23 protein-coding genes and 1 pseudogene are annotated in these 23,860 nt (G+C 68.2%); 10 read left to right on the forward strand and 14 right to left on the reverse strand.

The features are described 5' to 3' along the window. Positions 1–92: 92 nt before the first annotated feature. Positions 93–938: an endonuclease domain-containing protein gene (locus tag A5688_RS10505; protein ID WP_067826874.1), complete on the reverse strand. Its 846-nt coding sequence runs from the start codon at positions 936–938 to the stop codon at positions 93–95. Between the two features lie 345 nt (positions 939–1,283). Here A5688_RS10505 and A5688_RS10510 point away from each other — a divergent pair. Further along, positions 1,284–1,553: pseudogene (locus A5688_RS10510) on the forward strand (DUF1501 domain-containing protein); the annotation flags it as partial. Here the strand turns inward: A5688_RS10510 and A5688_RS10515 are convergent. Genes A5688_RS10515 through fgd form a run of 3 tightly spaced genes read right to left on the reverse strand, consistent with a single transcriptional unit; the run spans position 1,545 to position 5,801 of the window. Beyond that, the gene (locus A5688_RS10515) at positions 1,545–2,705 is read right to left on the reverse strand and encodes an acetate kinase (protein ID WP_067826796.1); all 1,161 of its coding nucleotides are present in this window, start codon (positions 2,703–2,705) and stop codon (positions 1,545–1,547) included. The pseudogene A5688_RS10510 and the gene A5688_RS10515 overlap by 9 nt on opposite strands. Next, complete coding sequence (pta, locus tag A5688_RS10520; protein ID WP_067826793.1) at positions 2,695–4,779, reverse strand: phosphate acetyltransferase; 2,085 nt, start codon at positions 4,777–4,779, stop codon at positions 2,695–2,697. Before pta ends, A5688_RS10515 begins: the two co-directional genes overlap by 11 nt. A gap of 11 nt (positions 4,780–4,790) precedes the next feature. After that, the gene (fgd, locus tag A5688_RS10525) at positions 4,791–5,801 is read right to left on the reverse strand and encodes a glucose-6-phosphate dehydrogenase (coenzyme-F420) (protein ID WP_067826790.1); all 1,011 of its coding nucleotides are present in this window, start codon (positions 5,799–5,801) and stop codon (positions 4,791–4,793) included. 39 nt (positions 5,802–5,840) lie between these two features. On the opposite strand from fgd, the gene A5688_RS10530 reads away from it, so the two are divergent. Then, the gene (locus A5688_RS10530; protein ID WP_067826787.1) at positions 5,841–6,587 is read left to right on the forward strand and encodes an MBL fold metallo-hydrolase; all 747 of its coding nucleotides are present in this window, start codon (positions 5,841–5,843) and stop codon (positions 6,585–6,587) included. A gap of 108 nt (positions 6,588–6,695) precedes the next feature. On the opposite strand, the gene A5688_RS10535 is transcribed toward A5688_RS10530, so the two are convergent. The 3 genes from A5688_RS10535 to A5688_RS10545 are packed head-to-tail and all read right to left on the reverse strand — an operon-like array spanning position 6,696 to position 8,466. Next, on the reverse strand, positions 6,696–7,199 hold the full coding sequence (locus A5688_RS10535) for a GNAT family N-acetyltransferase (protein ID WP_067826872.1): 504 nt from the start codon (positions 7,197–7,199) through the stop codon (positions 6,696–6,698). Positions 7,200–7,205: 6 nt separating this feature from the next. Then, on the reverse strand, positions 7,206–8,087 hold the full coding sequence (locus A5688_RS10540) for a class I SAM-dependent methyltransferase (RefSeq protein WP_067910995.1): 882 nt from the start codon (positions 8,085–8,087) through the stop codon (positions 7,206–7,208). Between the two features lie 7 nt (positions 8,088–8,094). Then, positions 8,095–8,466, reverse strand: a complete 372-nt coding sequence (locus tag A5688_RS10545) for a DUF3054 domain-containing protein (RefSeq protein ID WP_067910992.1) — start codon at positions 8,464–8,466, stop codon at positions 8,095–8,097. Between the two features lie 153 nt (positions 8,467–8,619). Here A5688_RS10545 and A5688_RS10550 point away from each other — a divergent pair, with 153 nt between their 5' ends. From A5688_RS10550 to A5688_RS10570, 5 genes are all read left to right on the forward strand, one after another. Further along, complete coding sequence (locus A5688_RS10550) at positions 8,620–9,804, forward strand: acyl-CoA dehydrogenase family protein (protein ID WP_067826779.1); 1,185 nt, start codon at positions 8,620–8,622, stop codon at positions 9,802–9,804. 12 nt (positions 9,805–9,816) lie between these two features. Beyond that, positions 9,817–10,965: an acyl-CoA dehydrogenase family protein gene (locus tag A5688_RS10555; protein ID WP_067826777.1), complete on the forward strand. Its 1,149-nt coding sequence runs from the start codon at positions 9,817–9,819 to the stop codon at positions 10,963–10,965. Between the two features lie 8 nt (positions 10,966–10,973). After that, a complete protein-coding gene (locus tag A5688_RS10560) occupies positions 10,974–11,636 on the forward strand; it encodes a TetR/AcrR family transcriptional regulator (protein WP_067826774.1) in 663 nt (220 codons plus the stop codon). Positions 11,637–11,640: 4 nt separating this feature from the next. Further along, complete coding sequence (locus A5688_RS10565; RefSeq protein ID WP_067826767.1) at positions 11,641–12,267, forward strand: hypothetical protein; 627 nt, start codon at positions 11,641–11,643, stop codon at positions 12,265–12,267. 855 nt (positions 12,268–13,122) lie between these two features. After that, the gene (locus A5688_RS10570; RefSeq protein ID WP_067826869.1) at positions 13,123–14,502 is read left to right on the forward strand and encodes an NAD(P)/FAD-dependent oxidoreductase; all 1,380 of its coding nucleotides are present in this window, start codon (positions 13,123–13,125) and stop codon (positions 14,500–14,502) included. Between the two features lie 8 nt (positions 14,503–14,510). On the opposite strand, the gene A5688_RS10575 is transcribed toward A5688_RS10570, so the two are convergent. The 6 genes from A5688_RS10575 to A5688_RS10600 all read right to left on the reverse strand — a co-directional run bounded on the left by A5688_RS10575 (position 14,511) and on the right by A5688_RS10600 (position 20,628). After that, positions 14,511–15,734 (reverse strand): O-succinylhomoserine sulfhydrylase, encoded by a 1,224-nt coding sequence (locus A5688_RS10575; protein ID WP_067914093.1) that lies wholly within the window; start codon positions 15,732–15,734, stop codon positions 14,511–14,513. 7 nt (positions 15,735–15,741) lie between these two features. Further along, positions 15,742–16,182: a rhodanese-like domain-containing protein gene (locus A5688_RS10580; RefSeq protein ID WP_067914079.1), complete on the reverse strand. Its 441-nt coding sequence runs from the start codon at positions 16,180–16,182 to the stop codon at positions 15,742–15,744. A 99-nt stretch (positions 16,183–16,281) separates the two neighbouring features. Next, positions 16,282–17,532 carry a formate-dependent phosphoribosylglycinamide formyltransferase gene (gene purT, locus A5688_RS10585; RefSeq protein WP_067914076.1) on the reverse strand — a complete coding sequence of 417 codons (1,251 nt, stop codon included), beginning with the start codon at positions 17,530–17,532 and terminating at the stop codon, positions 16,282–16,284. Positions 17,533–17,571: 39 nt separating this feature from the next. After that, a complete protein-coding gene (locus tag A5688_RS10590; RefSeq protein WP_067914073.1) occupies positions 17,572–18,216 on the reverse strand; it encodes a PaaI family thioesterase in 645 nt (214 codons plus the stop codon). Next, positions 18,213–19,511 carry an adenylosuccinate synthase gene (locus A5688_RS10595; protein ID WP_067914070.1) on the reverse strand — a complete coding sequence of 433 codons (1,299 nt, stop codon included), beginning with the start codon at positions 19,509–19,511 and terminating at the stop codon, positions 18,213–18,215. The genes A5688_RS10590 and A5688_RS10595 overlap by 4 nt, the downstream gene beginning before the upstream one ends. A gap of 214 nt (positions 19,512–19,725) precedes the next feature. After that, positions 19,726–20,628: a histidine phosphatase family protein gene (locus tag A5688_RS10600; protein ID WP_120312519.1), complete on the reverse strand. Its 903-nt coding sequence runs from the start codon at positions 20,626–20,628 to the stop codon at positions 19,726–19,728. A gap of 421 nt (positions 20,629–21,049) precedes the next feature. Here A5688_RS10600 and A5688_RS10605 point away from each other — a divergent pair, with 421 nt between their 5' ends. From A5688_RS10605 to A5688_RS10615, 3 genes are read left to right on the forward strand one after another with little or no spacing between them, the layout of a single operon-like run. Then, the gene (locus A5688_RS10605) at positions 21,050–21,640 is read left to right on the forward strand and encodes a peptidase M50 (protein ID WP_242660381.1); all 591 of its coding nucleotides are present in this window, start codon (positions 21,050–21,052) and stop codon (positions 21,638–21,640) included. Positions 21,641–21,649: 9 nt separating this feature from the next. Next, complete coding sequence (locus A5688_RS10610) at positions 21,650–22,432, forward strand: site-2 protease family protein (protein ID WP_067839029.1); 783 nt, start codon at positions 21,650–21,652, stop codon at positions 22,430–22,432. Positions 22,433–22,472: 40 nt separating this feature from the next. Then, the gene (locus A5688_RS10615; protein WP_067839026.1) at positions 22,473–23,369 is read left to right on the forward strand and encodes a cation diffusion facilitator family transporter; all 897 of its coding nucleotides are present in this window, start codon (positions 22,473–22,475) and stop codon (positions 23,367–23,369) included. Here the strand turns inward: A5688_RS10615 and A5688_RS10620 are convergent, their stop codons facing one another. After that, a complete protein-coding gene (locus A5688_RS10620) occupies positions 23,370–23,783 on the reverse strand; it encodes a DUF3151 domain-containing protein (protein WP_067914103.1) in 414 nt (137 codons plus the stop codon). Positions 23,784–23,860 lie beyond the last annotated feature (77 nt).

The following is a 23,860-nucleotide window of genomic DNA, read 5'->3' on the forward strand; positions in this document are numbered from 1 at the left end:
CCTTGTCGCGGCTTTCCGCGCCTGTCCGATCGAGTGGGCGTCTGGGGCGGCGAAATGCCGAGATTCTCGCCGTGAGCGCCCAATCAAAGCCGTCAGCACCCACTCGATGCGGCGATAGCGGCCGTGACGCGGCGAATGATCGACGCGGGCCGGTCCTCGGCGACGACCCGGACGACGATCCAGCCCATCTGCTCCAGCATTTCCAGGCGACGGATGTCCTTCACGTACTGGCGCCGATCCGTTCGATGCTGGTCGCCGTCATACTCCACCGCAACCATCAGGTCTTCCCAACCCATGTCGAGATAGGCGAGCGGGATGCCGTCCGCGCCGAGTACCGGTATCTGGGTCTGCGGGCGTGGCAGGCCGGCGTCGATGAGGAGTAGCCGTAGGTAGCTCTCCCGAGGCGATTGAGCACCGGGATCCACCATGGCCAAAGCGGTTTCGAGCCGTCTCAACCCGGGCGAACCGGGATGGGACTTGGCGACGCGCAGCACGTTCTCGATCTTGAAACCCGTTGCGCCGGCCAGAGCGTCCAGTCGCACCACCGCCGAACGAATGGCCCCGCCCCTGCCGATATCGAAGGCGGTCCGCTCCGGCGTCGTGATCGTCCGCCCTTCCATCACCTGCGTCTCCCCAACGACAAGGCGACCGCGGCGCCGCACTATCCCTTGGGGAGGCACGGTGTTGACCGCCCCAAGCTCGATGGGAAAGTTGTCGGGAATCCATTTGGAGCCGTGCATCCCCGCGGCGGCCCCACCCACGATGACGCCGCGGCGGCCGGACCAGAGCCAGGCCGCGATGGTGCGCGTACGCAGCGAGGCCGGCGCGTCGTTCGCGAGGTAGACGCCGGGGAAAACCGCACGGTATCGCGTCCGCAGCTGATGGCGGGTCACCACACCGCCCGCGAGGGCCTCACTGCCGATGAACGGCTCCGTCATGCCGCGCAGGATCACACACGCGGGCCGGATCGCGTGCACCCGCATCCACAGGATCGCAAGCAAATCGCAAGGAAGACCGGGCATAGTTATCGCATGGCAGGCCAGTCCACCGCGTGGGTCAGCACGGCCCGCATGCTGCGCCGGGCCGGGTTCGGGGCGACCGGACCCGAGGTGGACGCGGCCGTCGGCCGGGACTGGCCCGGCTACGTCGACGTGATGCTGGCCGGCGACCCCGGCGCCGACCCCGGCGCGGTCGCCACCCCGATGCCCGCCTTTGCCGCATCGAAGCCGCCCGGCAGGGGCGCCACACCGGCCGCGCACAAGCAGTACAACCGGCAGAGCTGGGTGGCGTATTCGGAATTCGGGCGCCGGGTGCGGGCCAACGCCTCGCAGGGCACCGACCACGGCACGGCCGGCCCCGTCTTCATCGCCGGTGCGCCCGTGCGGGGCGGCTTCTACGGCGAGCAGCCCAGCCTCACCGACCTCGACAACGGAGACCTGAAGTACAGCACCGATTTTCGTGACATCTACGCCGAGCTGCTGGCGCGGACGGTCGGTGCCGATCCCACGCCCTCGGTCGGCACCGGGCGAAACACGCTCGGCCTTCTATCCGCCCAGCACGCTCACGCAGTCCCGGGCGATGGCGAGCTCTTCGTTCGTCGGGATCACCAGCACGGCGATCGGTGAATCGTCGGCGGAGATCTGGCGGGCACCCTTGCCGCCACCGAGGTTGCGGCGCTGATCGAGGATGATGCCCAGCTCCTCCATGCCGGCGACCGCGTCGCGGCGCACCGCCGGGTCGTTCTCCCCGATCCCGGCGGTGAAGCTGATGACGTCGGTGTGGCCGAGGACCGCCAGGTAGGCGCCGATGTACTTGCGCAGCCGATGCGTGAACACGCTGTAGGCCAATTGCGCGGCCTCGTCGCCGGACTCGATCATCGACCGCAGCCGGCGAAAGTCGCGTTCACCGGAAAGCCCCAGCACGCCGGACCGCTGATTGAGCATGGACTCGACGTCGTCGACTTCCATCTTGGCCGCATGCGACAGATAGCCGACGATACTGGGATCGATGTCGCCGCTGCGGGTGCCCATCACCAAACCCTCCAGCGGGGTCAGGCCCATCGAGGTGTCCAGCGGCCGGGTGCCGGCGATCGCCGAGGCCGAGCAACCGTTACCCAGGTGCAGCACAATCTGTTTCAGGCCGCCGACCGACCGGTCCAGGAAGGCGGCGGCCTGCTCGCTGACGTAGTGGTGCGACGTGCCGTGGAACCCGTACCGCCGGATCTGATACCGCTGTGCCAGACCGCGATCGATGGCATACGTGGCGGCGGCGGGCGGCAGGTCGTGGAAGAATCCGGTGTCGAACACCGCGATGTGGGCGATGTCGGGAAGCAGTTTTCGCGCGACCTCGATGCCCTTGAGCGCGGGCGGGTTGTGCAGCGGGGCCAACTCCGACAATTCGTCGAGCTTGCGGATCACCGTGTCGTCCAGCAACGTGGGCCGATGAAAAGTGTTGCCGCCATGGACCACTCGATGACCCACGGCGACGATGTCGCTCGTCTTCAGGTCGATGCCGTCGTTGGCCAGCGTGTCGAACGCACTCCGCAGCGCGGCGTCGTGGTCGGGCACCGACGACTTGTCCTCGCCGATCCGCTCCACCAGACCCGTCGCCCGGGCGGTACCCGAATCGGGTTCGACCAGTTTGTATTTCAGAGATGACGAGCCAGAGTTGATCACCAGCACGAGGCGAGGGTCGCTACTTCCCATTGCCGCCACCCTGAGCCTGGATCGCGGTGATGGCAACCGTGTTCACGATGTCTTCGACCAACGCGCCCCGGGACAGGTCGTTGACCGGCTTGCGCAACCCCTGCAGGACGGGCCCGATGGCGATGGCACCGGCGCTGCGCTGCACCGCTTTATAGGTGTTGTTACCCGTATTGAGGTCGGGAAAGATCAGCACCGTGGCGCGACCGGCCACCGGCGAGTCACGCAGTTTGGTGGCCGCGACCGACGGTTCGATGGCGGCGTCGTACTGGATGGGTCCCTCGACCGGCAGATCGGGGTTCCGTTTCCGCACCAATTCTGTTGCCGTCCTGACCTTGTCGACGTCGGCCCCGCTGCCCGAGTCGCCGGTCGAGTACGACAGCATTGCCACCCGCGGCTCGATGCCGAACTGCGCGGCGGTGCGCGCCGACGAGATCGCGATGTCGGCCAACTGCTCCGGGGTCGGGTTCGGGATGATCGCGCAGTCCCCGTAGGCCAGCACCCGATCGGGCAGGCACATCAAGAAAATGCTGGACACCGTCGAGACGTCCGGGACCGTCTTGATGATTTCGAACGCCGGTCGGACGGTATGCGCCGTCGTGTGCGAGGCACCGGACACCATGCCGTCGACCATGCCGTTGTACACCAGCATGGTGCCGAAATACGTGGCGTCGCGCATGATCTCACCGGCCTGCTCGAAGGTGACCCCCTTCGCCTTGCGCAATTCGGCGTACTGGTCGACGAACCGGTGGCGCAACTCGCTGGTGCGCGGGTCGATCACCTTCGCGTCGCCCAAGTCCACCCCGAGTTCCCCCGCGCGCTGACGAATTTGGGCTTCGTCGCCCAAGATCGTCAGGTCGGCGACGCGCCGCTGCAACACGCGGCCCGCGGACTTGAGGATGCGGTCGTCGTCACCCTCGGGAAGGACGATGCGCTTGCGGTCCGAACGCGCCTGCAAGGTGAGCTGATGAATGAACATCTGCGGCGTGGTCACCGTCGGGATCGGAATGGCAAGCTGCGCAAGAAGATCCGTGATGTCGACGTGCCTGTCCATCAGCGCCAGTGCGGTGTCGATCTTGCGCTGCGAGCTCGCCGTGACCCGGCCCCTGGCCGCGGCGGCCGCGCTGGCCGTGTCGTAGGTGCCCAGCGCGGTGGCGATGATCGGCAGCCGCAGCCGCAGGCCGGCGACCAGCGCCGCGATCGACGGATGCAGCTCGAAGTCCCCGTTGAGCACCAGGCACGACAGCGACGGAAAACCTTCGGCGGCATGGGCACTGGTCACTGCGAGCACCACGTCCGAGCGGTCGCCGGGGGTGATTACCGCCATGCCGTCGCTCAGCCGTTCCAGCACGTGGTCGGCGGTCATCCCGGCGACCAGCACGCCGGTGACCTCGCGTTCCCGCAACGACTCCTCACCGCCGACCGGCGTCCCGGCCACGGCCTTTTCCAATTCCGCCACCGTCGGCGCCGACAGCAGCGGCTCCTCGGGCAGCACGTAGCTACGCTGGGCGAACCCGCGCAGCGCCTCGGCCACCGCCGTCAGCTGGCTCGGCTCGCAACGGTTGGCCACCACCGCCGCGGTGTGGGCGTGCTGGGCGTCCAGCTCGGCCAGGCAGACCTCGACGACGGCGGCGACCTCCGCGGCCGTGCGCCCATTGCCGCTGACCGTCAACAGCAGGGGCGCACCGAGATTGACCGCGATGCGTGCGTTGGTCGACAGCTCCGCGGGCCGGGTCACGTCGGTGTAATCGCTGCCGACGATCACCACCACGTCGCAGGCCTCGGCCACCACGTGATAGGCGTCGACGATGTCGGCGATCGCGGCGTCGCCGTCAGCGTGCAGCTGGTGATAGGTCACCCCGACGCACTGCTCGTAGGACAGCCCGGCCGTGGTATGCCCGAGGAGCAGGTCCAGGATGTAGTCGCGGTCCTCGCCCAGCCTGGTAATCGGCCGGAACACACCGACTTTGGCGACCGTCGCGGTCAGCCGGTGCAACAGCCCGAGCGCGATCGTCGACTTGCCGGTCTCCGGCTCGGGGGCGGCGATATAGATCGCGGTCGCGGACCCGGAGACCACTCGTCCGCCCCTCAGGCCAGCCGCCGCAGCCGCGGCGCCAGGTCCTTCTCGAAGAGTTCCAGGAACCGGCGCTGGTCATGGCCGGGCGCGTGGAACACCAGGTGGTTGAGGCCCCAGTCCACATAGTCCTTGACCTTGGCGACCGCCTCGTCGGGATCCGACGCGACGATCCAGCGCTTGGTGATCTGTTCGATGGGCAGCGCGTCGGCGGCCTTCTCCATCTCGATCGGGTCGTCGATGGAGTGTTTCTGCTCGGCCGTCAACGACAGCGGCGCCCAGAACCGGGTGTTCTCCCGGGCCAGTTCGGGGTCGGTGTCGTAGGAGATCTTGATCTCGATCATCCGGTCGACGTCGTCGGGATTCTTGCTCGCCGCTTCGGCGCCCTCACGCATCGCGGGAATGAGCTTGTCCTTGTAGAGCTCCTCGCCCTTGCCGGAGGTGCAGATGAAGCCGTCGCCGGCGCGCCCGGCGTACTTGGCGACCTGCGGTCCGCCCGCGGCGATGTAGATCGGGATACCGCCCTCGGGTACGTCGTAGATCGAGGCGCCCTTGGTCTTGTAGTACTCGCCCTCGAAGTCCACGCGGTCGCCAAGCCACAGTTCGCGCATCAGCCGCACCGACTCGCGCAGCCGCGCGTAGCGCTCCTTGAATTCCGGCCACTCGCCCTCGTATCCGGTGGCGATCTCGTTGAGCGCCTCGCCGGTGCCGACGCCGAGGAAGATGCGGTTGGGGTACAGACAACCCATGGTGGCGAAGGCCTGCGCGATGACGGCGGGGTTGTACCGGAAGGTCGGGGTGAGCACCGACGTGCCCAGCACCAGCCGCTCGGTCCGCTCGCCGACCGCGGTCATCCAGGCCAGCGAGAACGGGGCGTGTCCGCCCTTGTGCCGCCACGGCTGGAAGTGGTCACTGACGGTGGCGCTGTCCATACCGTGTGCTTCGGCGGCCACAGCCAGTTCGACGAGCTCGCGCGGAGCAAATTGTTCAGCGGACGCTTTGTATCCGAGTTTCAGTTCAGCCACGAGTCTTTTCTACTCCTACCTTCTCTTAGACTCGCGTCCATGGCCCACCAGCCGACTCTTGTTCAAGTGACCGACACGGTCTATCTCGCGCAGGGCGAGGCCGTTAACTGGACGCTGGTCGTCGACGGCACCGGGGTGATGCTGATCGACGCCGGATATCCCGGGGACCGCGAGGACGTGCTGGCTTCGCTGCGCGAGCTGAGCTACGGCCCCGGCGACGTGCGCGCCGTCCTGCTCACGCACGCACACATCGACCACCTGGGCTCGGCGATCTGGCTCGCCAACGAATACGGCACCAAGGTGTACTGCCACGCCGAGGAGGTCGGCCACGCCAAGCGCGAGTATCTGGAACAGGCGTCGGTTTTCGATGTCGCCCTGCGTATTTGGCGGCCACGCTGGGCCGCGTGGGGCCTGCATGTGCTGCGCAGCGGCGGCCTGATTCGCGACGGCATCCCGTCCACCCGGCCCCTGACCGCCGAGGTGGCCGCCGGGCTGCCTGGCCAGCCGAGCGCCGTTTTCACCCCCGGGCACACCAGCGGGCACTGCTCGTACGTGGTCGACGGCGTCCTGGTCAGCGGCGACGCGCTGATCACCGGGCACCCGCTGCTGCGCCGCGGCGGCCCGCAACTGCTGCCGGCGGTGTTCAGCCACAGCCAGCAGAACTCGCTGCGCAGCCTGGACGCGCTGGCCCTGCTGGACACCGAGATCCTGCTGCCAGGGCACGGCGACGTGTGGCACGGCCCGATCCGGGAGGCGACCGCGCGGGCCAGCTCGCTGGCTCAGTGACCACATCGGCACCGCGAAAGTTCCTATTGTGTGACTCACGAACGTGCCAGCACATCCGCTAGCTGATATCGGACGTGCCCTATCCCTTGAAACCCGTTGTGACGGTACCTAAGTCAGCCACTTCTCAAAGGCGATCGGGACAAACGGGCCCCAGTTCGGGAGCGGATCCGGCGGTATCCGGGTGTATCCCGTCGCGTCATAGAGCGCCGCGGCCTCGGGCTGCCGATCGCCGGTGATCAGGTAGAGCCGCCGGTACCCGCGGGCCCGGGTTTCGGCCTCCAACGCCGCCAGCAGCGCCCGCGCGTAACCGCGGCGCCGATGAGCGCCGTCGGTCCAGATCCGTTTGAGTTCGGCGGTGTCGGCGTCGTAGCGGAGAAACGCACCGCCGGTCACCGGCACGCCGTCCAGCACGCCGATCAGCAATCCGCCGTCCGGCGGTGCCAACTCGGCCTTGGGCACGGGCAGCCAGGTCAGATGGGTGCTCGGTGTGCCGCCGTATCGCTGCGCGTACTCGACGGCCAGTTCGGCCAACAGCGGTTGTGCCAGCGGGTCATCGTGAGTGGCCGACACGAACTGCAACTGGCCTTGTGGCGGGCAAGATTGCGGCATCACCACAACTCAAACGCGCGTCGCGGTGACGTATTCGGGGATGAACTCCGAGTCGCCGGGCCCGGTCCGCCGCCGCCTGCCCAGCCCCATCGCACCCAGTAGCTCGGTGATGCTCCAGCCGGCCGTCTCCCAACCGTTCGACGCCAAATACTCTGGCACGTAATGATATTCGCCGGGGTAGGTCAGGCTGGCCAGATCGACGTCCAGGCCGCGTTGCCGCCAGCCGTCGACAAAGGCGCGCTCGGCGCCGAGCTGCAACGGATTCCAGGTGGGCATGTGATCGGCGGTGAACCGGCTGCCGGGGGCGCTGGCGGTGGTGACGGCCTGCAGCACGTGATTCTGTTCGCCGGGCGGCAGATACCCGACGAGCAACTGCTCGGCGACCCAGACCGTGGGCTGGGTCGGGTCGAACCCGACCCGACCCAGCGCTGCCGGCCAATCCTGGCGCAGGTCGACGCCGATCGCACGCCGGTGGGCCGCCAATTGGGCGTCCAGGCCGTGCAGCACTTCGGCTTTGAAGTCGAGGACCTGCGGCTGATCGATCTCATAGACCGTCGTCCCCCGCGGCCACCACAGCCGGTACGGCCGGGTGTCCAGGCCCGACGCCAGGATCACCACCTGCCGGATGCCCGCCCGGCCGGCGTCGGCCAGAAATTCGTCGACGAACCGCGTATGCGCCGCCAGCGCGTCCATCAGCGCCGTCATCGCCGGGTCGTCGCCGTCGTCCTCCGCGAAGACATGATTTTTGATCGCCCGGGTGAGGTAGTCGATCCCGACGGCGCACAGCAGCGGCTCGGCGAACGGATCGTTCAGCAGGCCCCTGTTGGTGGCCACCGCCCGCGCGGCGGCACCGAAAGTCGCGGTCACCGCCACGTCGGCCGTCTGCGTCATGGTCGTCTCAGACGCCGGAGCGACGCCGCAGGGCCAACCCGGCGCCCACTCGCCAGCCCAGCAACAACAGCGCGGTGACCGTCGTCGCCACCACCACGAAACTTGCCGCCACGCCCGCGGAGGTCGCCTTGCGCAACAGCATTCCGACGACCACGGTGGACAACCACACGACCACCCCGGTGGGCCGCACGGCGGTCGGCTGTCGCCACCCGCGCGAGGCCAGCCACCCGACGACGGTGCCGGTGAGAAACGGCCAGGCCGTCACGGCGACGCCGGTGACGTTGAGCCCTTCGTCGTGGCTGCGGCGCCCCACGGCGCAGAACACCAGCACACCGAGGACGTCCACCGCGAACCAGGCCAGCCACTGGAGCCGAAGCATGCAGGCAGACTACCGGGGCGCTGCGCGATCCTTGACCACGCGGCGGCGGTGAACCTACATTCGTCAGCAATGAATACTCATTCACCGCGCGGCCTGGCGGTGCTCGGTGTCGGCGGCAACCTGACGATGGTGGCTTAGTGGCAGGCTGATCCCATGAGTACCAAGACACCACCCGCCTTCGACCGCGACGACCCGCTCGGCCTCGACGCCTCGCTATCCAGCGACGAGCTCGCGGTGCGCGACACCGTCAGGGAATTCTGCGCCGAGCATGTCCTGCCGCACGTCGCGGAGTGGTTCGAGATCGGCGATCTGCCGGTCCGCGAACTGGCCAAGGGGTTCGGCCAACTCGGCCTGCTGGGCATGCACCTGGACGGGTACGGCTGCGGCGGTGCGTCCGCCGTGCACTATGGGCTGGCCTGCGTGGAGCTGGAGGCCGCCGACTCCGGTCTGCGATCGATGGTCTCGGTGCAGGGCTCGCTGGCGATGTTCGCGATCTGGAATTTCGGCTCCGAGGAGCAGAAACAGGAATGGCTGCCGCCGATGGCCACCGGCGAGCTGCTCGGCTGCTTCGGGCTGACCGAACCCGACGTCGGATCCGATCCCGCCGCGATGAAAACCCGTGCGCGCCAAGACGGTTCGGACTGGGTGCTGAACGGCCGCAAACTGTGGATCACCAACGGCTCGGTAGCCGACGTCGCCGTTGTCTGGGCCGCCACCGACGACGGGATTCGCGGCTTCGTCGTCCCCACAAAGACACCGGGCTTTTCCGCCAACACGATTCACCACAAGCTGTCGCTGCGGGCCTCGATCACCAGCGAGCTGGTGCTCGACGACGTGCGGGTGCCCGCCGAGGCGATGCTGCCCGAGGCCAAGGGGCTGCGCGGGCCGCTGTCCTGTCTGTCCGAGGCCCGGTACGGAATCATCTGGGGCTCGATGGGAGCGGCCCGCTCGGCCTGGCAGGCCGCGCTGGATTACTCGACGCAACGCACCCAGTTCGGCCGCCCCATCGCGGGCTTCCAGTTGACCCAGGCCAAGCTCGTCGACATGGCGGTCGAACTGCACAAGGGCCAGCTGCTGTCGCTGCACCTCGGCCGCCTCAAGGACAGCGTCGGGCTGCGCCCCGAGCAGGTCAGCTTCGGCAAGCTCAACAACACCCGGGAGGCGATCAAGATCTGCCGGACCGCACGAACCATATTGGGCGGCAACGGAATATCGCTCGAATACCCCGTCATCCGGCACATGGTGAACCTGGAGTCGGTGCTGACGTACGAGGGGACACCGGAGATGCACCAGCTCGTCCTCGGCCAGGCGTTCACCGGCAGCGACGCCTTCCGGTAATAAGGGGAAGACATGGCCGCACGGCTGGAGTACACGCCCGAGCATCACCAATTCCGGCAGTTGGTGCGGGATTTCGTGCGGCAGACCGTGGTACCCAAACACGAGGACTCGGAGAAGCGCGGCCAGTGGGATCGCTCGCTGTTCCTCGAGGCCGGCAAGCTCGGGCTGCTGGGCTTCTCGGTCCCCGAGCATCTCGGCGGCCCGGGTGTGGCCGACTTCCGCTACAACGCGATCGTGATCGACGAGTTACAGCGGGCCGGCGCGGCGGCCGAGGCCATCGCCTTCACGCTGCAAAACGACGTGGTGCTGCCCTATCTCACCGACCTGACCACACCGGAACAGCAACAGCGGTGGCTGCCCGGCGTGGTCACCGGTGAGACGGTGCTCGCCATCGCGATGACCGAGCCCGGCACCGGAAGCGACCTGGCCGGGATCCGCACCGCGGCCGTGCGCGACGGCGACGACTACGTCGTCAACGGCGCCAAGACGTTCATCTCCAACGGCCAGATCGGCGATCTGTTCGTCGTCGCGGTGCGCACCTCGCCGGATCGCCACCACGGGCTTTCGCTGCTGGTCGTCGACCCCGCCACGCCGGGCTTCGCGCGCGGCCGCAACCTGGAGAAGATCGGCCTGCACGCCCAGGACACCAGCGAGCTCACCTTCACCGACATGCGGGTGCCGCGGGCGAACCTCCTCCAAGAGGAGGGCAAGGGCTTCTATCAGCTGATGAAGAACCTGCCCCAGGAGCGGCTCGCGCTCGGGGTGGGCGCGGTGGCCGCCGCGGAAGGCATTCTGGCCGAAACCCTCGACTACGTGCGTGACCGCACCGCGTTCGGCTCACCGATCGCCGGTTTCCAGAACAGCCAATTCGTCCTGGCCGAACTGGCGACCGAAATCGACATCGCCCGCACCTATCTGGACGACTGCCTCGCCGAACACCTGGCGGGCGAGCTGACCGCCGCGCGAGCCGCCCGGCTGAAGTGGTGGACCACCGACCTGCAGGTGCGTACCGCCGACCGCTGTCTGCAGTTGCACGGCGGCTACGGATACATGCGCGAATACGGCGTGGCGCGCGCCTTCGTCGACGCCCGCATCCAGACCATCTACGGCGGCACCAACGAGATCATGAAGACGATCATCGCCAAGGACCTGGGCATCTGAGGTCGAGCGTGACGACTGACTACAGCGATCTGCCCGTCGAGGAGGCGGTGCGCGCGGCCCGCGCCGGCTCGCGCCGCCGCCAGGTGCTCGACGCCGCGGTCACGGTCATGGGCCGCAACGGGTTTCACCAGATGTCCATGCAGGATCTGGCCGCCGAAGCCAACGTCAGCGTCGGCCTGATCTACAAGTACTTCGGCGGCAAGGAGGACCTGCTGCTCGCGACGATCGTGCGCATCCTGGACGTGTTCCGCGATCAACTGGCACCGGTGATCGCCGCCGCCGGCGACGACATCGTCGACCAGCTGACCGCCGGCGTTCGCCGCTACATCGAGATCGTCGACGAGAACCTCGACGGCGTGGTGCTGACCTACCGGGAGAGCCGCACCCTCTCCGCGTCCGGGCGCGCCCAGATCAAGGACCTCGAAATCGCCACCGCCGCACCGCTGCGCGCGGTGATCGAAGCGGGCATCGCCCAGGGCGTGTTTCGCGGCGTCGACGTCGACCTCATCGTGTTCGACATCATGCTGCTGGCCCACGGCTGGGCGCTCAAGCACTGGCACTTCGGGCCGATCTACGGCATCGATCAATACATCGCGCTGCAGACCCGCCACGTGCTGACCGGATTGATTGCCGACGAGCGCCGCGCCGACTACGCGCACGTGCTGAAATAGGGGCATGAGACTCACCGCGCGCCCGATTCGCAGCCTGATCGCGCTGCTGACCCTGGGTGCCGCCGCCGGTATGCCCGCGGCGGTCGCCGATCCCACTGCGGCGCTGCCCGCGATGACGTCCAGTGGCAGCGGGCCGATCATCGGCGGCGGCTCGGCGGCCGCGCAGGGAATCTCCCAGCAGCTCTTTAGCTTTGGCAACCCCAACGCGGTCCAGGAGGTGGACGGCTCGGACGCGGCGCAGTTCATCACGGCCGCGGCCGGGGCCGCCAACCAGCAGCTCGCGAGCCCCTTCTCGCTGCTGCGCCGGGCGTTGACCTGCCAGACCAACAACGCCGGATTCGGGGCCCGCGCCTATCGGCGCAACGACGGGCAATGGGGAGGCGCAATGCTGGTCGCGGCCAAGAGCGCCACACCCAACCTCGACAGCCTGGTCGCCTGCGCCAAGACCAATTGGCGAAGGACGGCGGCCGGCGGCGAAGCCGCGATGTGCGACAACGGCTGGACCACCCCCACCTCCTACGAAAGCCGCCGCGGCGAGACCTATTACATCCTGCTGGCCGGCACCGCCGCCGACTTCTGCAGCGACCTCAACGCCAAGTACAAGAGCGACGCCAACGCGTGGCCGTTCTAGCCGGCCTCGGGTGTGCCCGATCGACCGGTGAAACCGGTTGCCGACTTGACGGTTTCGCCCAACCTGGCCGCGGCCGGACACGGCGCTTGTTTGAATTCATATCCAGTCAGCGCACAACACCGCCGGCCAGCGGCTAAATAGCGTTCCAATATAGCCTCGGCTGGATACCCGCGCAGGATAATTCCATTTCTCCCCGCCGCCGAGTTTTGCTGAAATTCAATTCATGCCAAAGCGGCCGCATCCCGCCGGTGATCCGGCGTCATCCGTTTGACGAAACGTACCGCGTTATCCGTGAAATCCCTTATCTACGAGCCAATGACCGCGTAAGCTCCCCCACGTCGGGCATCAGACAATCGTCTCTCCCAGACAAGGGGGTTGTTATGTCACGTCGTACCGGAAAAATCGTCCTCGCCTTGGTCATCGCTTTCGCAGCACCAATGACCTCGGCTTGCACGGTTCCGCTCGTTATCGATTGCGGTCCCGGTTTGACTTGCACTGGCGGATAGCCGTTCAGTAACCGAACGGGCCACAAAGCGATTTGCGGCCTTTTCGTTCGTATCAACCTTCGCCTAGCGAAGACCAAAGGTGACCGGCCGGAGCCGTGACATGGGTCGCTGACTCAACGCGGCCCCGGCCGGGATCCGCTACCACACAGAGCATTTCAGCCAGGTGATGCCGAGACCCGATTGCTGTCAACGGGTTTCGGGCTGCTGCGCCCTTGAAGGCCACTCGTGGTTGTCGCGCGCGGTATTCCCGTCTTCGCGCAGGCCTCGCCTTTCTGCGGGGTGGCGTCGTACGGTGGACATGCGCTGGGAAGATCGACTCCCAGGCCCACGTGTGGAAGAAGGGACCGGCATGTCGCGCCATCGCGTCGTCATCATCGGAAGCGGATTCGGTGGCCTGAACGCGGCCAAGGCACTCAGACGGGCCGACGTGGACGTCACCCTGATCTCGAGGACCACCACCCACCTGTTCCAGCCGTTGCTGTACCAGGTGGCCACCGGCATCCTGTCCGAGGGCGACATCGCGCCGACCACCCGGCTCATCCTGCGCCGGCAGAAGAACGTGCGGGTGCTGTGGGGCGAGGTCAGCGAGATCGACCTGACGGCCAAGACGGTGACGTCACACCTGATGGGCATGCAGACGGTGACGCCCTTCGACAGCCTCATCGTGGCCGCCGGCGCGCAGCAGTCCTATTTCGGCCATGACGAGTACGCGGCCTTCGCGCCGGGCATGAAGAGCGTCGACGACGCCCTCGAGCTGCGGGCCCGCATCCTCGGCGCGTTCGAGGCCGCCGAAGTGGCCACCGACCCCGCCGAGCGGCAGCGCCGCCTGACGTTCGTGGTGGTCGGCGCCGGGCCGACGGGGGTCGAGCTGGCCGGCGAGATCGTCCAGCTCGCCGAGCGCACGCTGGCCGGGGCGTTCCGGACGATCACGCCCAGCGAATGCCGGGTCATCCTGCTCGACGCCGCGCCCGCGGTGTTGCCGCCGATGGGCGAGAACCTGGGCCTCAAGGCGAAACGGCGGCTGCAGAAGATGGACGTCGAGATCCAGCTCAACGCGATGGTGACCGCGGTGGACTACATGGGCATCACGGTCAAGGAGAAGGACGGCGGCGAGCGGCGCATCGAATGCGCGTGCAAGGTGTGGGCCGCGGGCGTGCAGGCCAGCGAGCTGGGCAAGATGGTCGCCGAGCAGTCCGACGGAACCGAAACCGACCGCGCCGGACGGGTGATCGTCGAGCCCGACCTCACCGTCAAGGGGCATCCGTACGTGTTCGTCGTCGGCGACCTGATGTCGGTGCCGGGCGTGCCCGGGATGGCGCAGGGCGCGATCCAGGGGGCGCACTACGCCACCACGCTGATCAAGCACGCGGTGAAGGGCCACGACGATCCGGCCAACCGCAAACCGTTCAAGTACTTCGACAAGGGCAGCATGGCGCTCATCTCGCGCTACAGCGCCGTCGCGAAGGTCGGCAAGCTGGAGTTCGGCGGCTTCATCGCCTGGCTGGCGTGGCTGCTGCTGCACCTGTACTACCTGATCGGCCACCGCAACCGCATCGCCGCCATGTTCGCCTGGGGGATCTCCTTCCTGGGCCGCACCCGCGGCCAGATGGCCATCACCAGCCAGATGATGTACGCCCGGCCGGTGGTGGACTGGGTGGAGCGCCAAGCGCAGGAGGGGACACTGGCCGCGGCCGAACGCATCGAAGCGGCCGAGAAGCAGGCCGGCTAGCTCCCCGACTAGCCCAAAGCCCGGTCGATGTCGGCGATCAGGTCGTCGGTGCCCTCCAGCCCGACCGAGATCCGGACCACGCCGTCGCCGAGGCCGATCGCCGCGCGGCCCTCCGGGCCCATCGCCCGGTGCGTGGTGGTGGCCGGATGTGTGACAAGGGATTTGGCGTCGCCCAGGTTGTTGGAGATGTCGATCAGCGACAGCTTGTCCAGCACCTCGAAGGCCCGCTGCTTGGCCTTCGCGTCGGGGCAGTCCAGCGCGAAGGTGATCACCGTTCCCCCGCCGGACATCTGGCGCTTCGCCAGGTCGTACTGCGGGTGCGACGGCAGGAACGGGTAGCGAACCCAACTCACCGCCGGATGGGTCTCCAAGAATTCCGCGATCCGGTGCGCTGAGGAGTTGCTGTAATCAACCCGAACAGCCAGCGTCTCAAGGCCTTTCACCAACACCCAGGCGTTGAACGCGCTCAGCGCCGGACCGGTGTGCCGCATCAGTTTCTGCACCGGGCCGTCGATGTACTCCTTGTCACCGAGAATGGCCCCGCCGAGCACCCGGCCCTGGCCGTCGATGTGCTTGGTGCCCGAGTACACCACCACGTCCACCCCCAGCGGAATGCCCTGCTGCAGAAGTGGTGTGGCAAAAACGTTGTCCAACACCACTTTCGCGCCCGCGGCGTGGGCGAGCTCGCACACCGCCGCGATATCCACCAGCGACTGCATCGGATTCGACGGCGTCTCGAAGAACACCGCTTGTGCGGGCTTGGACAGCGCCTCTTCCCACTGCGCGAGGTCGTCGCCGTCGACGAAAACCGTCTCCACGCCCCAGCGCGGCAGGATCTCGTTGCACACCACGAAACACGACCCGAACAGGCTGCGCGACGCGACCAACCGGTCCCCCGCGCCCAGCAGCGCACCCAGCGAGGTGAACACCGCCGCCATGCCGCTCGCGGTGGCGAAGGCCGCCGGCGCCCCTTCCAGCAGGCGCAGCCGCTCCTCGAACATCGTCACGGTCGGGTTGCCGTAGCGCGAGTAGACGAAGTGGTCCACCTCGCCGGTGAACGACTGCTCGGCCACCGCCGCCGAGGAGTAGACGTAGCCCGACGTCAGATACATCGCCTCGGCGGTCTCGTCGAATCCCGAACGCAAGAGCCCGCCGCGCACCCCGATGGTCGCCTGGCTGACTCCCTCGGGCAGCGCCGCGGGCGTGCGGACGCCGTCGTCGGCTGGGGTCATCGCCGGTTCAACCCTGTTTCCAGGGCAATCCGATTGCCCGCCAACCTGTTTCGCCGCGGTGTCCGTTGACATCGAGCTGGCCCTCGAAACCGTCCACGATGTTGTAGGCCGGTGTAATGCCCAGCTCGGTCGCCGCCTCGGCGGCCCCGATCGAACGCTGGCCGGAGCGACACAAGAACAGCACCGGGCGCTGCTCGTCGGTCTCCGGCGGCGCCACCCGCTCGCGCAGTTCGTCGGCGAAATTCGCGTTGTGCCGTCCGTCGGACAAATTCCACTCCAGGAACAACACCTCACGGCCGAGACTGGACAGATCGGGCACACCGACGAATCGCCATTCGGCGTCGGTCCGCACGTCGACCAGGACGGCGTTGGGGTTGTCGCTGAGCAGCTTCCATGCCTCCAGCGGCGAGATGTCCCCCGCGTAGGAGTGTGCGCGCTCTGTGCTCATGCTCGTATTCCCTCGTCGTTCGTTGTCAGCCACACTATCGAGGCCATCGCCGTACTTACCCAGCCGGGGGCGAAGGATGCGCGCGAATCCCGCGCCAACTCAGCCGGGTGACGGTGGCGCGGCAAGCCGCCCGGCGACCTGGCCGGCGCGCTCCCGCGCGGCCGCCACCTCCGGCGCCGTGGCCAGTGCCCGGTAGCCGCCCCCGGCCACGCGCAGGTCGCTTTCCGGCACGCTCAACGCGCCGCTCAGCGCGGCGGGGTCGTGAACGTCGGGCGGGTCGATCGCGCGGGCGGCGGCCGGCGAAACCATCATGGTGTCCACCGGCAGGCCCAAGATGGTGCGGGCCTGCAGTTCGAACGCGGAGAGCCGCTGACTGCGCAGCGTCACCCAGGCGCTGTCGGCCGGGCGTGACGTGACATCGGCGAAGTACACCTCGTCGCCGTTGACCATTAATTCGACCGCGAAGACTCCCCGGCCGCCCAGCGCCTTGACGATCCGCGCGGCGATCGACTTCGCGGCGTCCGTGGCGGCCGCGCTCATCTTCTGCGGCTGCCAGGATTCCAGCACCTGCCCGCCGGAGCCGCGATGACCGATGGGCGAGCAGAACTCGATCACCGGACCCGTCGGGCCCTCGCTGCGCACCGCCAGCAGCGTGACGCAAAACTCGACCTCGACCACGGTTTCGGCCAGCACCCGGGGCTGTCCGGGGCCCGCGTGACCGGCCACCGCCCGTTGCCACGCCGGCCCCAGGTCTTCCCGTCGCGCCACCACCGACTGCCCCGGCCCGGTCGGCCCGACCACCGGCTTGACCAACAACGGATATCCGGCGTGCGCGCCCACCGCCTCGAGTTCGCCCAGCGATCCGACGAACCAGAACGGAGCGGTGGGCAGCCCCAACTCGTCGGCGGCCAGCCGGCGCAGGCCCTCGCGGTCGGCGCTGAGCCGCACGGCGCGGGCGCTGGGCACCAGCCCGGTGTGGTTGCCGGCGGCGGCCACGGCGTCGAGAACTTCGACGGCGACGGTGTCGGTCGCGGTCACCACGAAGTCGGGTCGCAGCCGTTGCAGCGCCGCGGACAACTCGGCGGCGTCGGTCAGCGGGAGCACCAGGGCCTGGTCGGCCACCCCGTGCGCGGGTGCGCCCGGGTGCGCCTCGACGGCGATCACCCGGGCCCCGAGGCGTCCCAAGTCGATCGCCAGCTCCCGGCTGATCTCGCCGGCACCCAGCAGCACCACCGTCGGCCTGCCGTCGGTCGGGGCGCCGGGCTGGGCTTCGGCGCGCGCGGGAGCTGGCTGGGGCACGACGAGCGCCGTCGTCTCGTCGTCCCGTCCGTCGGTGGGGCCGTCAGTCACGGCTCAAGGATAGGTCGGTCTCGGAAGTGCCCGGCCGACTCAGGGCTGGCCTGGGAGTAACTGCACCATCAGGCCGTTGGCCTCGGCCAGCAGCGCGTCGTCGGCGTCGAGGAGTTCCGCGGACACGAACGCCTTGCGCCCCTCGGTGCGGGTGACCCTGCCGCGCACCACCAACGGAACGTCGATCGGGGTGATCTTGCGGTAGTCGACGTGCAGGAACGCCGTCCGGCTGATGGGCCGGTTCGCGGCGTGCGAGATCATCCCGAACATGTGGTCGAACAGCAGCGGCAGCACGCCGCCGTGCACGGCCATGTTGCCCCCGACGTGAAAGCGGGTGAAACCGCCGCGCATTTCGCAGCCGTCTGGCTGGTATCGCGTCAACGTCCACGGCGGCAGCAGCAGGCTGCCCATGCCCGGCAGGTCGGGAGTGCGCCCCGCGGGCGCCGCACCCTCGGCGGCCTGAGACGGCCCCAGCAGCTCGGTCAGCGCCACGACACGATCGGCCGCGTCGTCCCACACGTCGTCGTCGGGGTCGGCGGACACGGCGAGGTCCTGCAGCCGGCGCATCGCCGCCACGAACCGCCCGAATCCGGGCCCCGGGCTGGCCACCCCGTATTCGGGGAAGCCGCCGTGGTGTTCGTATTCGGGGTCGAGTTCTTTGGGATCCTGGGCCGCATCCGTCACGGGCGGGCTGCCAGCACGTCACGCCGCACGATGGTCTGTTCACGCCCGGGGCCCACACCGATGCATGAAATATGCGCTCCCGCAAGCTCTTCCAGCCGCAGCACATAGTCGCGCGCCTTTGCGGGCAGGTCGTCGAACTCCCGCGCGTGCGAGATGTCCTCCCACCAGCCGGGCAGCTCTTCGTAGATGGGTTCGGCGCGCGCCAGGTCGCTTTGCGTCATCGGCATGTCGTTGGTGCGGTCGCCGTCGATGCGGTAACCGACGCAGATCGGCACCGTTTCCAGGCTGGACAGCACGTCGAGCTTGGTCAGGAAGAAGTCGGTGATGCCGTTGACCCGGGTGGCGTAGCGGGCGATGACGGCGTCGAACCAGCCACAGCGGCGCCGCCGCCCGGTGGTGACGCCGAATTCGCCGCCGGTCTTGGACAGGTATTCGCCGTTCTCGTCGAACAGCTCGGTGGGGAACGGGCCGGAGCCCACGCGGGTGGTGTAGGCCTTGAGGATCCCCAGCACGGTGGTGATGCGCGTGGGGCCGATGCCGGACCCGACGGCCGCGCCGCCGGCGGTCGGATTCGACGACGTCACATAGGGATACGTGCCGTGGTCGACGTCGAGCAGGGTGCCCTGCGAGCCCTCCAGCAGTACCGTTTCACCGGTCTCGAGCGCGGCGTTGAGCAGCCGCCGGGTGTCTCGGATGCGGTGCCTGAACCCCTCCGCCTGCTCCAGCAGGGACTCGACGACCTGGTGCGGGTCCAGCGCCTTGCGGTTGTAGATCTTGACCAGGATCTGGTTCTTGAGTTCCAGCGCACCCTCGACCTTGTGGGTCAGCACCTCGGGGTCAAGCACGTCGGCGACGCGGATCCCCTGGCGGGCGATCTTGTCCTGGTAGCAGGGGCCGATACCGCGGCCGGTGGTGCCGATCTTCTTGTTGCCCATGTAGCGCTCGGTGACCTTGTCGATGGCCACGTGGTAGGGCAACAGTAGGTGGGCGTCGGCGGAGATGAGCAGCTTGGTGGTGTCCACGCCGCGATCCTCGAGGCCCTTCAGCTCGTCGAGCAGCACGCCGGGGTCGATCACCACACCGTTGCCGATGACGTTGGTGACGCCGGGGGTCAGTACGCCCGATGGGATGAGGTGCAGCGCGAAGTTCTCGCCGGTGGGCAGGACGACGGTGTGCCCCGCGTTGTTGCCGCCCTGGTAGCGCACCACCCACTGGACGCGCCCACCGAGCAAATCGGTGGCCTTACCTTTGCCCTCGTCGCCCCACTGGGCGCCGATGAGGACGATTGCCGGCATGACACGCTCCCACCTGATCTCGCCTGCGTATTGTGGTCCAGCCGGTGACCCACCCTAGCCTGGCGACCACGCGGGGCGCCGGTGGCCAGCTGAGGAGCCGGGCAAATCAGCTTAAGCCAGGAGCCGGCGAGACAGGCGTGACAGAGCCGGTGAAGGCGGGCACCAACGTCGCCGACGCGGTGGTGGTGTTCGGCGGGCGCCGGGTGCAGCGGCCTCACCCGAACGGCGCCCCGACCGGGGCACTCGCCGTCGCGGGCGGCTTGGCCGCGCACACACCGGTCCTGGTGGACGCGTCCAGCATCAGACACAGGCCATTGGCCACCTGACCTTTCTTCGAGGCCGACCAGCCCGGATGCACGGGCTTCCCGTTCCAGCTGATGAGCGTCCAGCCATCGTGGGGGCTGCCCTCGATCACGACGACGCCGGTATTGGGCAGCGGGTCGAAAAGCAGGAGCAGCGGATCGGGATTCTTGACGCTCATCATCGTCCCGACGCCGATGGCGAATTCGCTGGAGAACGCCACCTCGGTCACTCTGCCGTTCGCGGCGCGGACCGGGTTGGCAAGGGCACTGGCGTACATCGTCTGGAGCACGTCACCGAAGCCGGTGGCGTTGGTCGCGGCACTGCCGTACATGGTTTGGAGCGCGCCGTTGAAGCGCCTGCGGAATTCGAACCCGTTGGCATCGGTGGAGCCCGGAGCCAGCATCGGCACGATGCGTAGCCCGAGCAGCCACGCCACCGGGCCCAGCAGGTATGCGAGCCCGGCGAGGCTGAACTGCGGCTGGCCGTTGAAAGCGCCGGCGTCGATCTCGTTGAGGCCCGGCAAAGCCTGCACATTCATCCCCAATGCGGAAGCCAACGGCGCGGCGGTCTGCTGCGTCCTGATCAACTGCGACGCGAAGATCGCGGCGACCGGGCCCTTTGCCGCGAGAACGCCGGCGACGGTCTGCGCCTGTTGCTGACCCAGCTGGGTGAGTACAGCTCCGGGCACCGCCGTGTCGATCAGTCGCGCCGCGTTGGCCACCGACTCCCCGTGTCGCACCAAGTCGATCACGATCGATTCGTCCGCCGAGGCTGTCGCAGATCCGTTGCACAGCAGAATAATTGAAAGCACCACGGCGCCAAGGCGGCCGAGTTGCTGCGTCAGCAACGGACGCGCGTGAGGCCGGCACCCGACACGAACAGTGCGATTCGCGCGGTTGACAAGATGGCGGTGAGTCGGCGAATGGTCGTTCTCCGTTCTCTCAACCACTCGTGGCGGGATTCCGCGCAACGTCGGCCCTGTGGCAGGAGTAAAGTATCCGGGTGTTTCCCAGCAGCGGTGCAACAACTTTCGCAGTCGACACCATGTTGTGACTGTGTCGTTATGACAAGGGCTTCCGACGTCGAAGTTCGTATCTGATCATCGATCGGACCAGAGTGGTTGGATGACAAAGGCTTTGGATGTTTGTTGATTGGATAGAACTGTGACGCAGGAAGATCGAGCCGCCGCGATCCTTCTGTTCGGCAAAAGGCCCGCCTATCAAACGTTGCGGGGCATGCCCGCCCACCGGGTCGTCAGTGAAACCGACATCGATGCCGCGATCGGCCCATACCGGCGGCTGGTCGTGCTGGGCGCCGACGCCGAGCTGGCCACGGTGCTGACCCGGCTGTTGCGCGCCGACCGGCTCGACGTCGAGGTGGCCTACGTGCCGCGCCGCCGCACCCGGGCCACCCGGATCTACCGCCTGCCCGCGGGAAGCCGGGCGGCGCGGCGGGCCAGGCGGGGCTCGGCGCGGCGGGTGACACTGATCCGCGACGAGACCGGGTCGGCGATCGTCGGGCGGGCCCGCTGGCTCCCGCCGGAGGGCGCGCGGTTCATTCACGGCGAGGCGGTGGTCGACGACACCACGTTGTTCGACGGCGACGTCACCGGCGTGTGGATCGAGCCGACGCTAACCGCGCCGGGCCTGCGCGCGGCGATCGACGGCCCGGGGGTGGGCCGCCTCTGGCGCCGATGGGTCACCGGCCGCGCCGCCCAACTGGGCAGCACGGGTGCCGCCGTCCTGCGTGACGGCGTTCCCGCCCCGCGCGACGCCCGCCGCTCGGCGTTCTACCGCAACATCGAAGGCTGGCTGCTGGTCCGCTAGTTTCGACCGGTGACCTTCCGCGCCTCCCAGCACGAATCGGTACGGCCCAGCCCGATCTTTCTGGGCCTGATCGGGTTGACGGGCGTCGGCGCCGCGCTGGCCTGGTCGGCCGGGATCAGCACGCGGCCGCTGGCCTATGCCGGGGTGTTCATCTTCGTGATCTCCGGCTGGCTGGTGTCGCTGTGCCTGCACGAGTTCGGGCACGCGGTGACCGCCTGGCGGTTCGGCGACCACGACGCCGCCGTGCGCGGGTACCTGACGCTGGATCCGCGCCGCTACAGCCATCCCGCGCTGTCGTTGCTGCTGCCGATGGTGATCATCTTGCTGGGCGGCATCGGCCTGCCCGGCGCGGCGGTCTACGTGCGCACCTGGTTCATGTCACCGGCCCGGCGCACCATGGTCAGCCTGGCCGGCCCGGCGGCCAACCTCGTGCTGGCGGTGCTGCTGCTGACGGCGACGCGGTTGTTCTTCGACCCGGCGCACGCGGTGCTGTGGTCCGGGGTGGCATTCCTGGCTTTCCTTCAGCTGACCGCCGTGTTGCTGAATCTGCTGCCCATCCCGGGCCTGGACGGCTACGACGCCTTGGAACCGCATCTGAGTTCCGAGACCCAGCGTGCGCTGGCGCCGGCCAAGCAGTGGGGCTTCGTCATCCTGTTGTTCTTGCTGCTGGCACCGGTGCTCAACCATTGGTTCTTCGGGGTGGTGTTGTCTTTGTTCGACGTGTCTGGTGTGCCGGACGTGCTGGTGGGCTGGGGCAACGCGCTGACCCGCTTCTGGAGCCGCTGGTTCTGACCCTTGCCATATATGCGTCGATACGCATATATTTCGCGGCATGGGCGCAGGCCACAACCACACCCCCGCCGAGACGGACGCCGCCCGGCTGATACCGCGCATGATCATGGCCGCGGCGATTCTCGCGGCGTTCTTCGTGGTGGAGCTGGTCACCTCGCTGCTGATCAACTCGATCGCGCTGCTGGCCGACGCCGGCCACATGCTGACCGACGTCGTCGCCGTCTTCATGGGGCTCGGCGCCGTCACACTGGCCCGCCGCGGTAGCTCGTCGCCCGCCCGCACCTACGGCTGGCATCGGGCCGAGGTGTTCACCGCCGTCGCCAACGCGGGGCTGCTGATCGGCGTGGCGGTGTTCATCCTCTACGAGGCGATCCGACGGCTCAGCGAAGCGCCCGTCGTCCCCGGCGTGCCGATGATCGTGGTCGCGCTGGCCGGGCTGGCCGCCAACTTCGTCGTCGCGCTGCTGCTGCGTTCCCACTCGTCGGGCAGCCTGGCGGTCAAGGGCGCCTACATGGAGGTCATCGCCGACACCGTGGGCAGCCTGGGTGTGCTGATCGCCGGTGTGGTGACCGTGACGACGCACTGGCCCTACGCCGACGTGGTGGTGGCCGTGCTTGTCGCCCTCTGGGTGCTGCCCCGGGCCGTCTCGCTGGCCCGCGACGCGCTGCGCATCCTGTCCGAATCGTCGCCGACGCACATCGACGTGGCGGAACTGCGCTCCGCGCTGGGTGCCGTCGACGGGGTGACCGACGTGCACGACCTGCACGTGTGGACGCTCTCACCGGGCAAGGACATGTGCACCGCACACCTGATCAGCGGCGGCGACTCCGCCCGGGTGCTGCACGACGCGCGTGCGGTGTTGTCGGCCCGCGGGCTGGAACACGCCACGATCCAGATCGACTGCCCCGACGACAGCGATTGTTCGGAAGGCTTCTGATCAGAGCCCGAGCTCGTTGCGCGCGGCGGGGTCGCAGTCGTCGAGCAGGTCCAGGCACCGCGCGTACTCGTCGGTTTCGCCGATCGTGTCGGCGGCGCGTGCCAGCGCCGCCACACACCTCAGGAAGCCCCGGTTGGGTTCGTGCGCGTAGGGCACCGGGCCGAAGCCCTTCCAGCCGTTTCTGCGCAGCTGGTCCAGGCCACGGTGGTAGCCGGTGCGGGCATAGGCGTAGGCGGTGATGGCCTGGTCGTCGGCCAGCGCCCGCTCGGCCAGCGCCGCCCAGGCCACCGACGCCGTGGGGTGCGCGGCGGCGACGATGCCCGGGTTCTCACCGGCGAGCAGTTCCGCCTCGGCATCGGTATCTCCAGGCAGCAGGATCGGGTCGGGCCCTAGAAGATCTCCCATCGGCGTCATGGCTCTATTCTGCAGCTCGCCCGTTTTGCCCGCGTGACGCACCTCGGCCATCGCCGCGAGTCGGGTACTCGGTCGCT

Origin of the sequence: Mycobacterium mantenii, from assembly GCF_001667865.1 — a bacterium.
Taxonomy (GTDB): domain Bacteria; phylum Actinomycetota; class Actinomycetes; order Mycobacteriales; family Mycobacteriaceae; genus Mycobacterium; species Mycobacterium mantenii_A.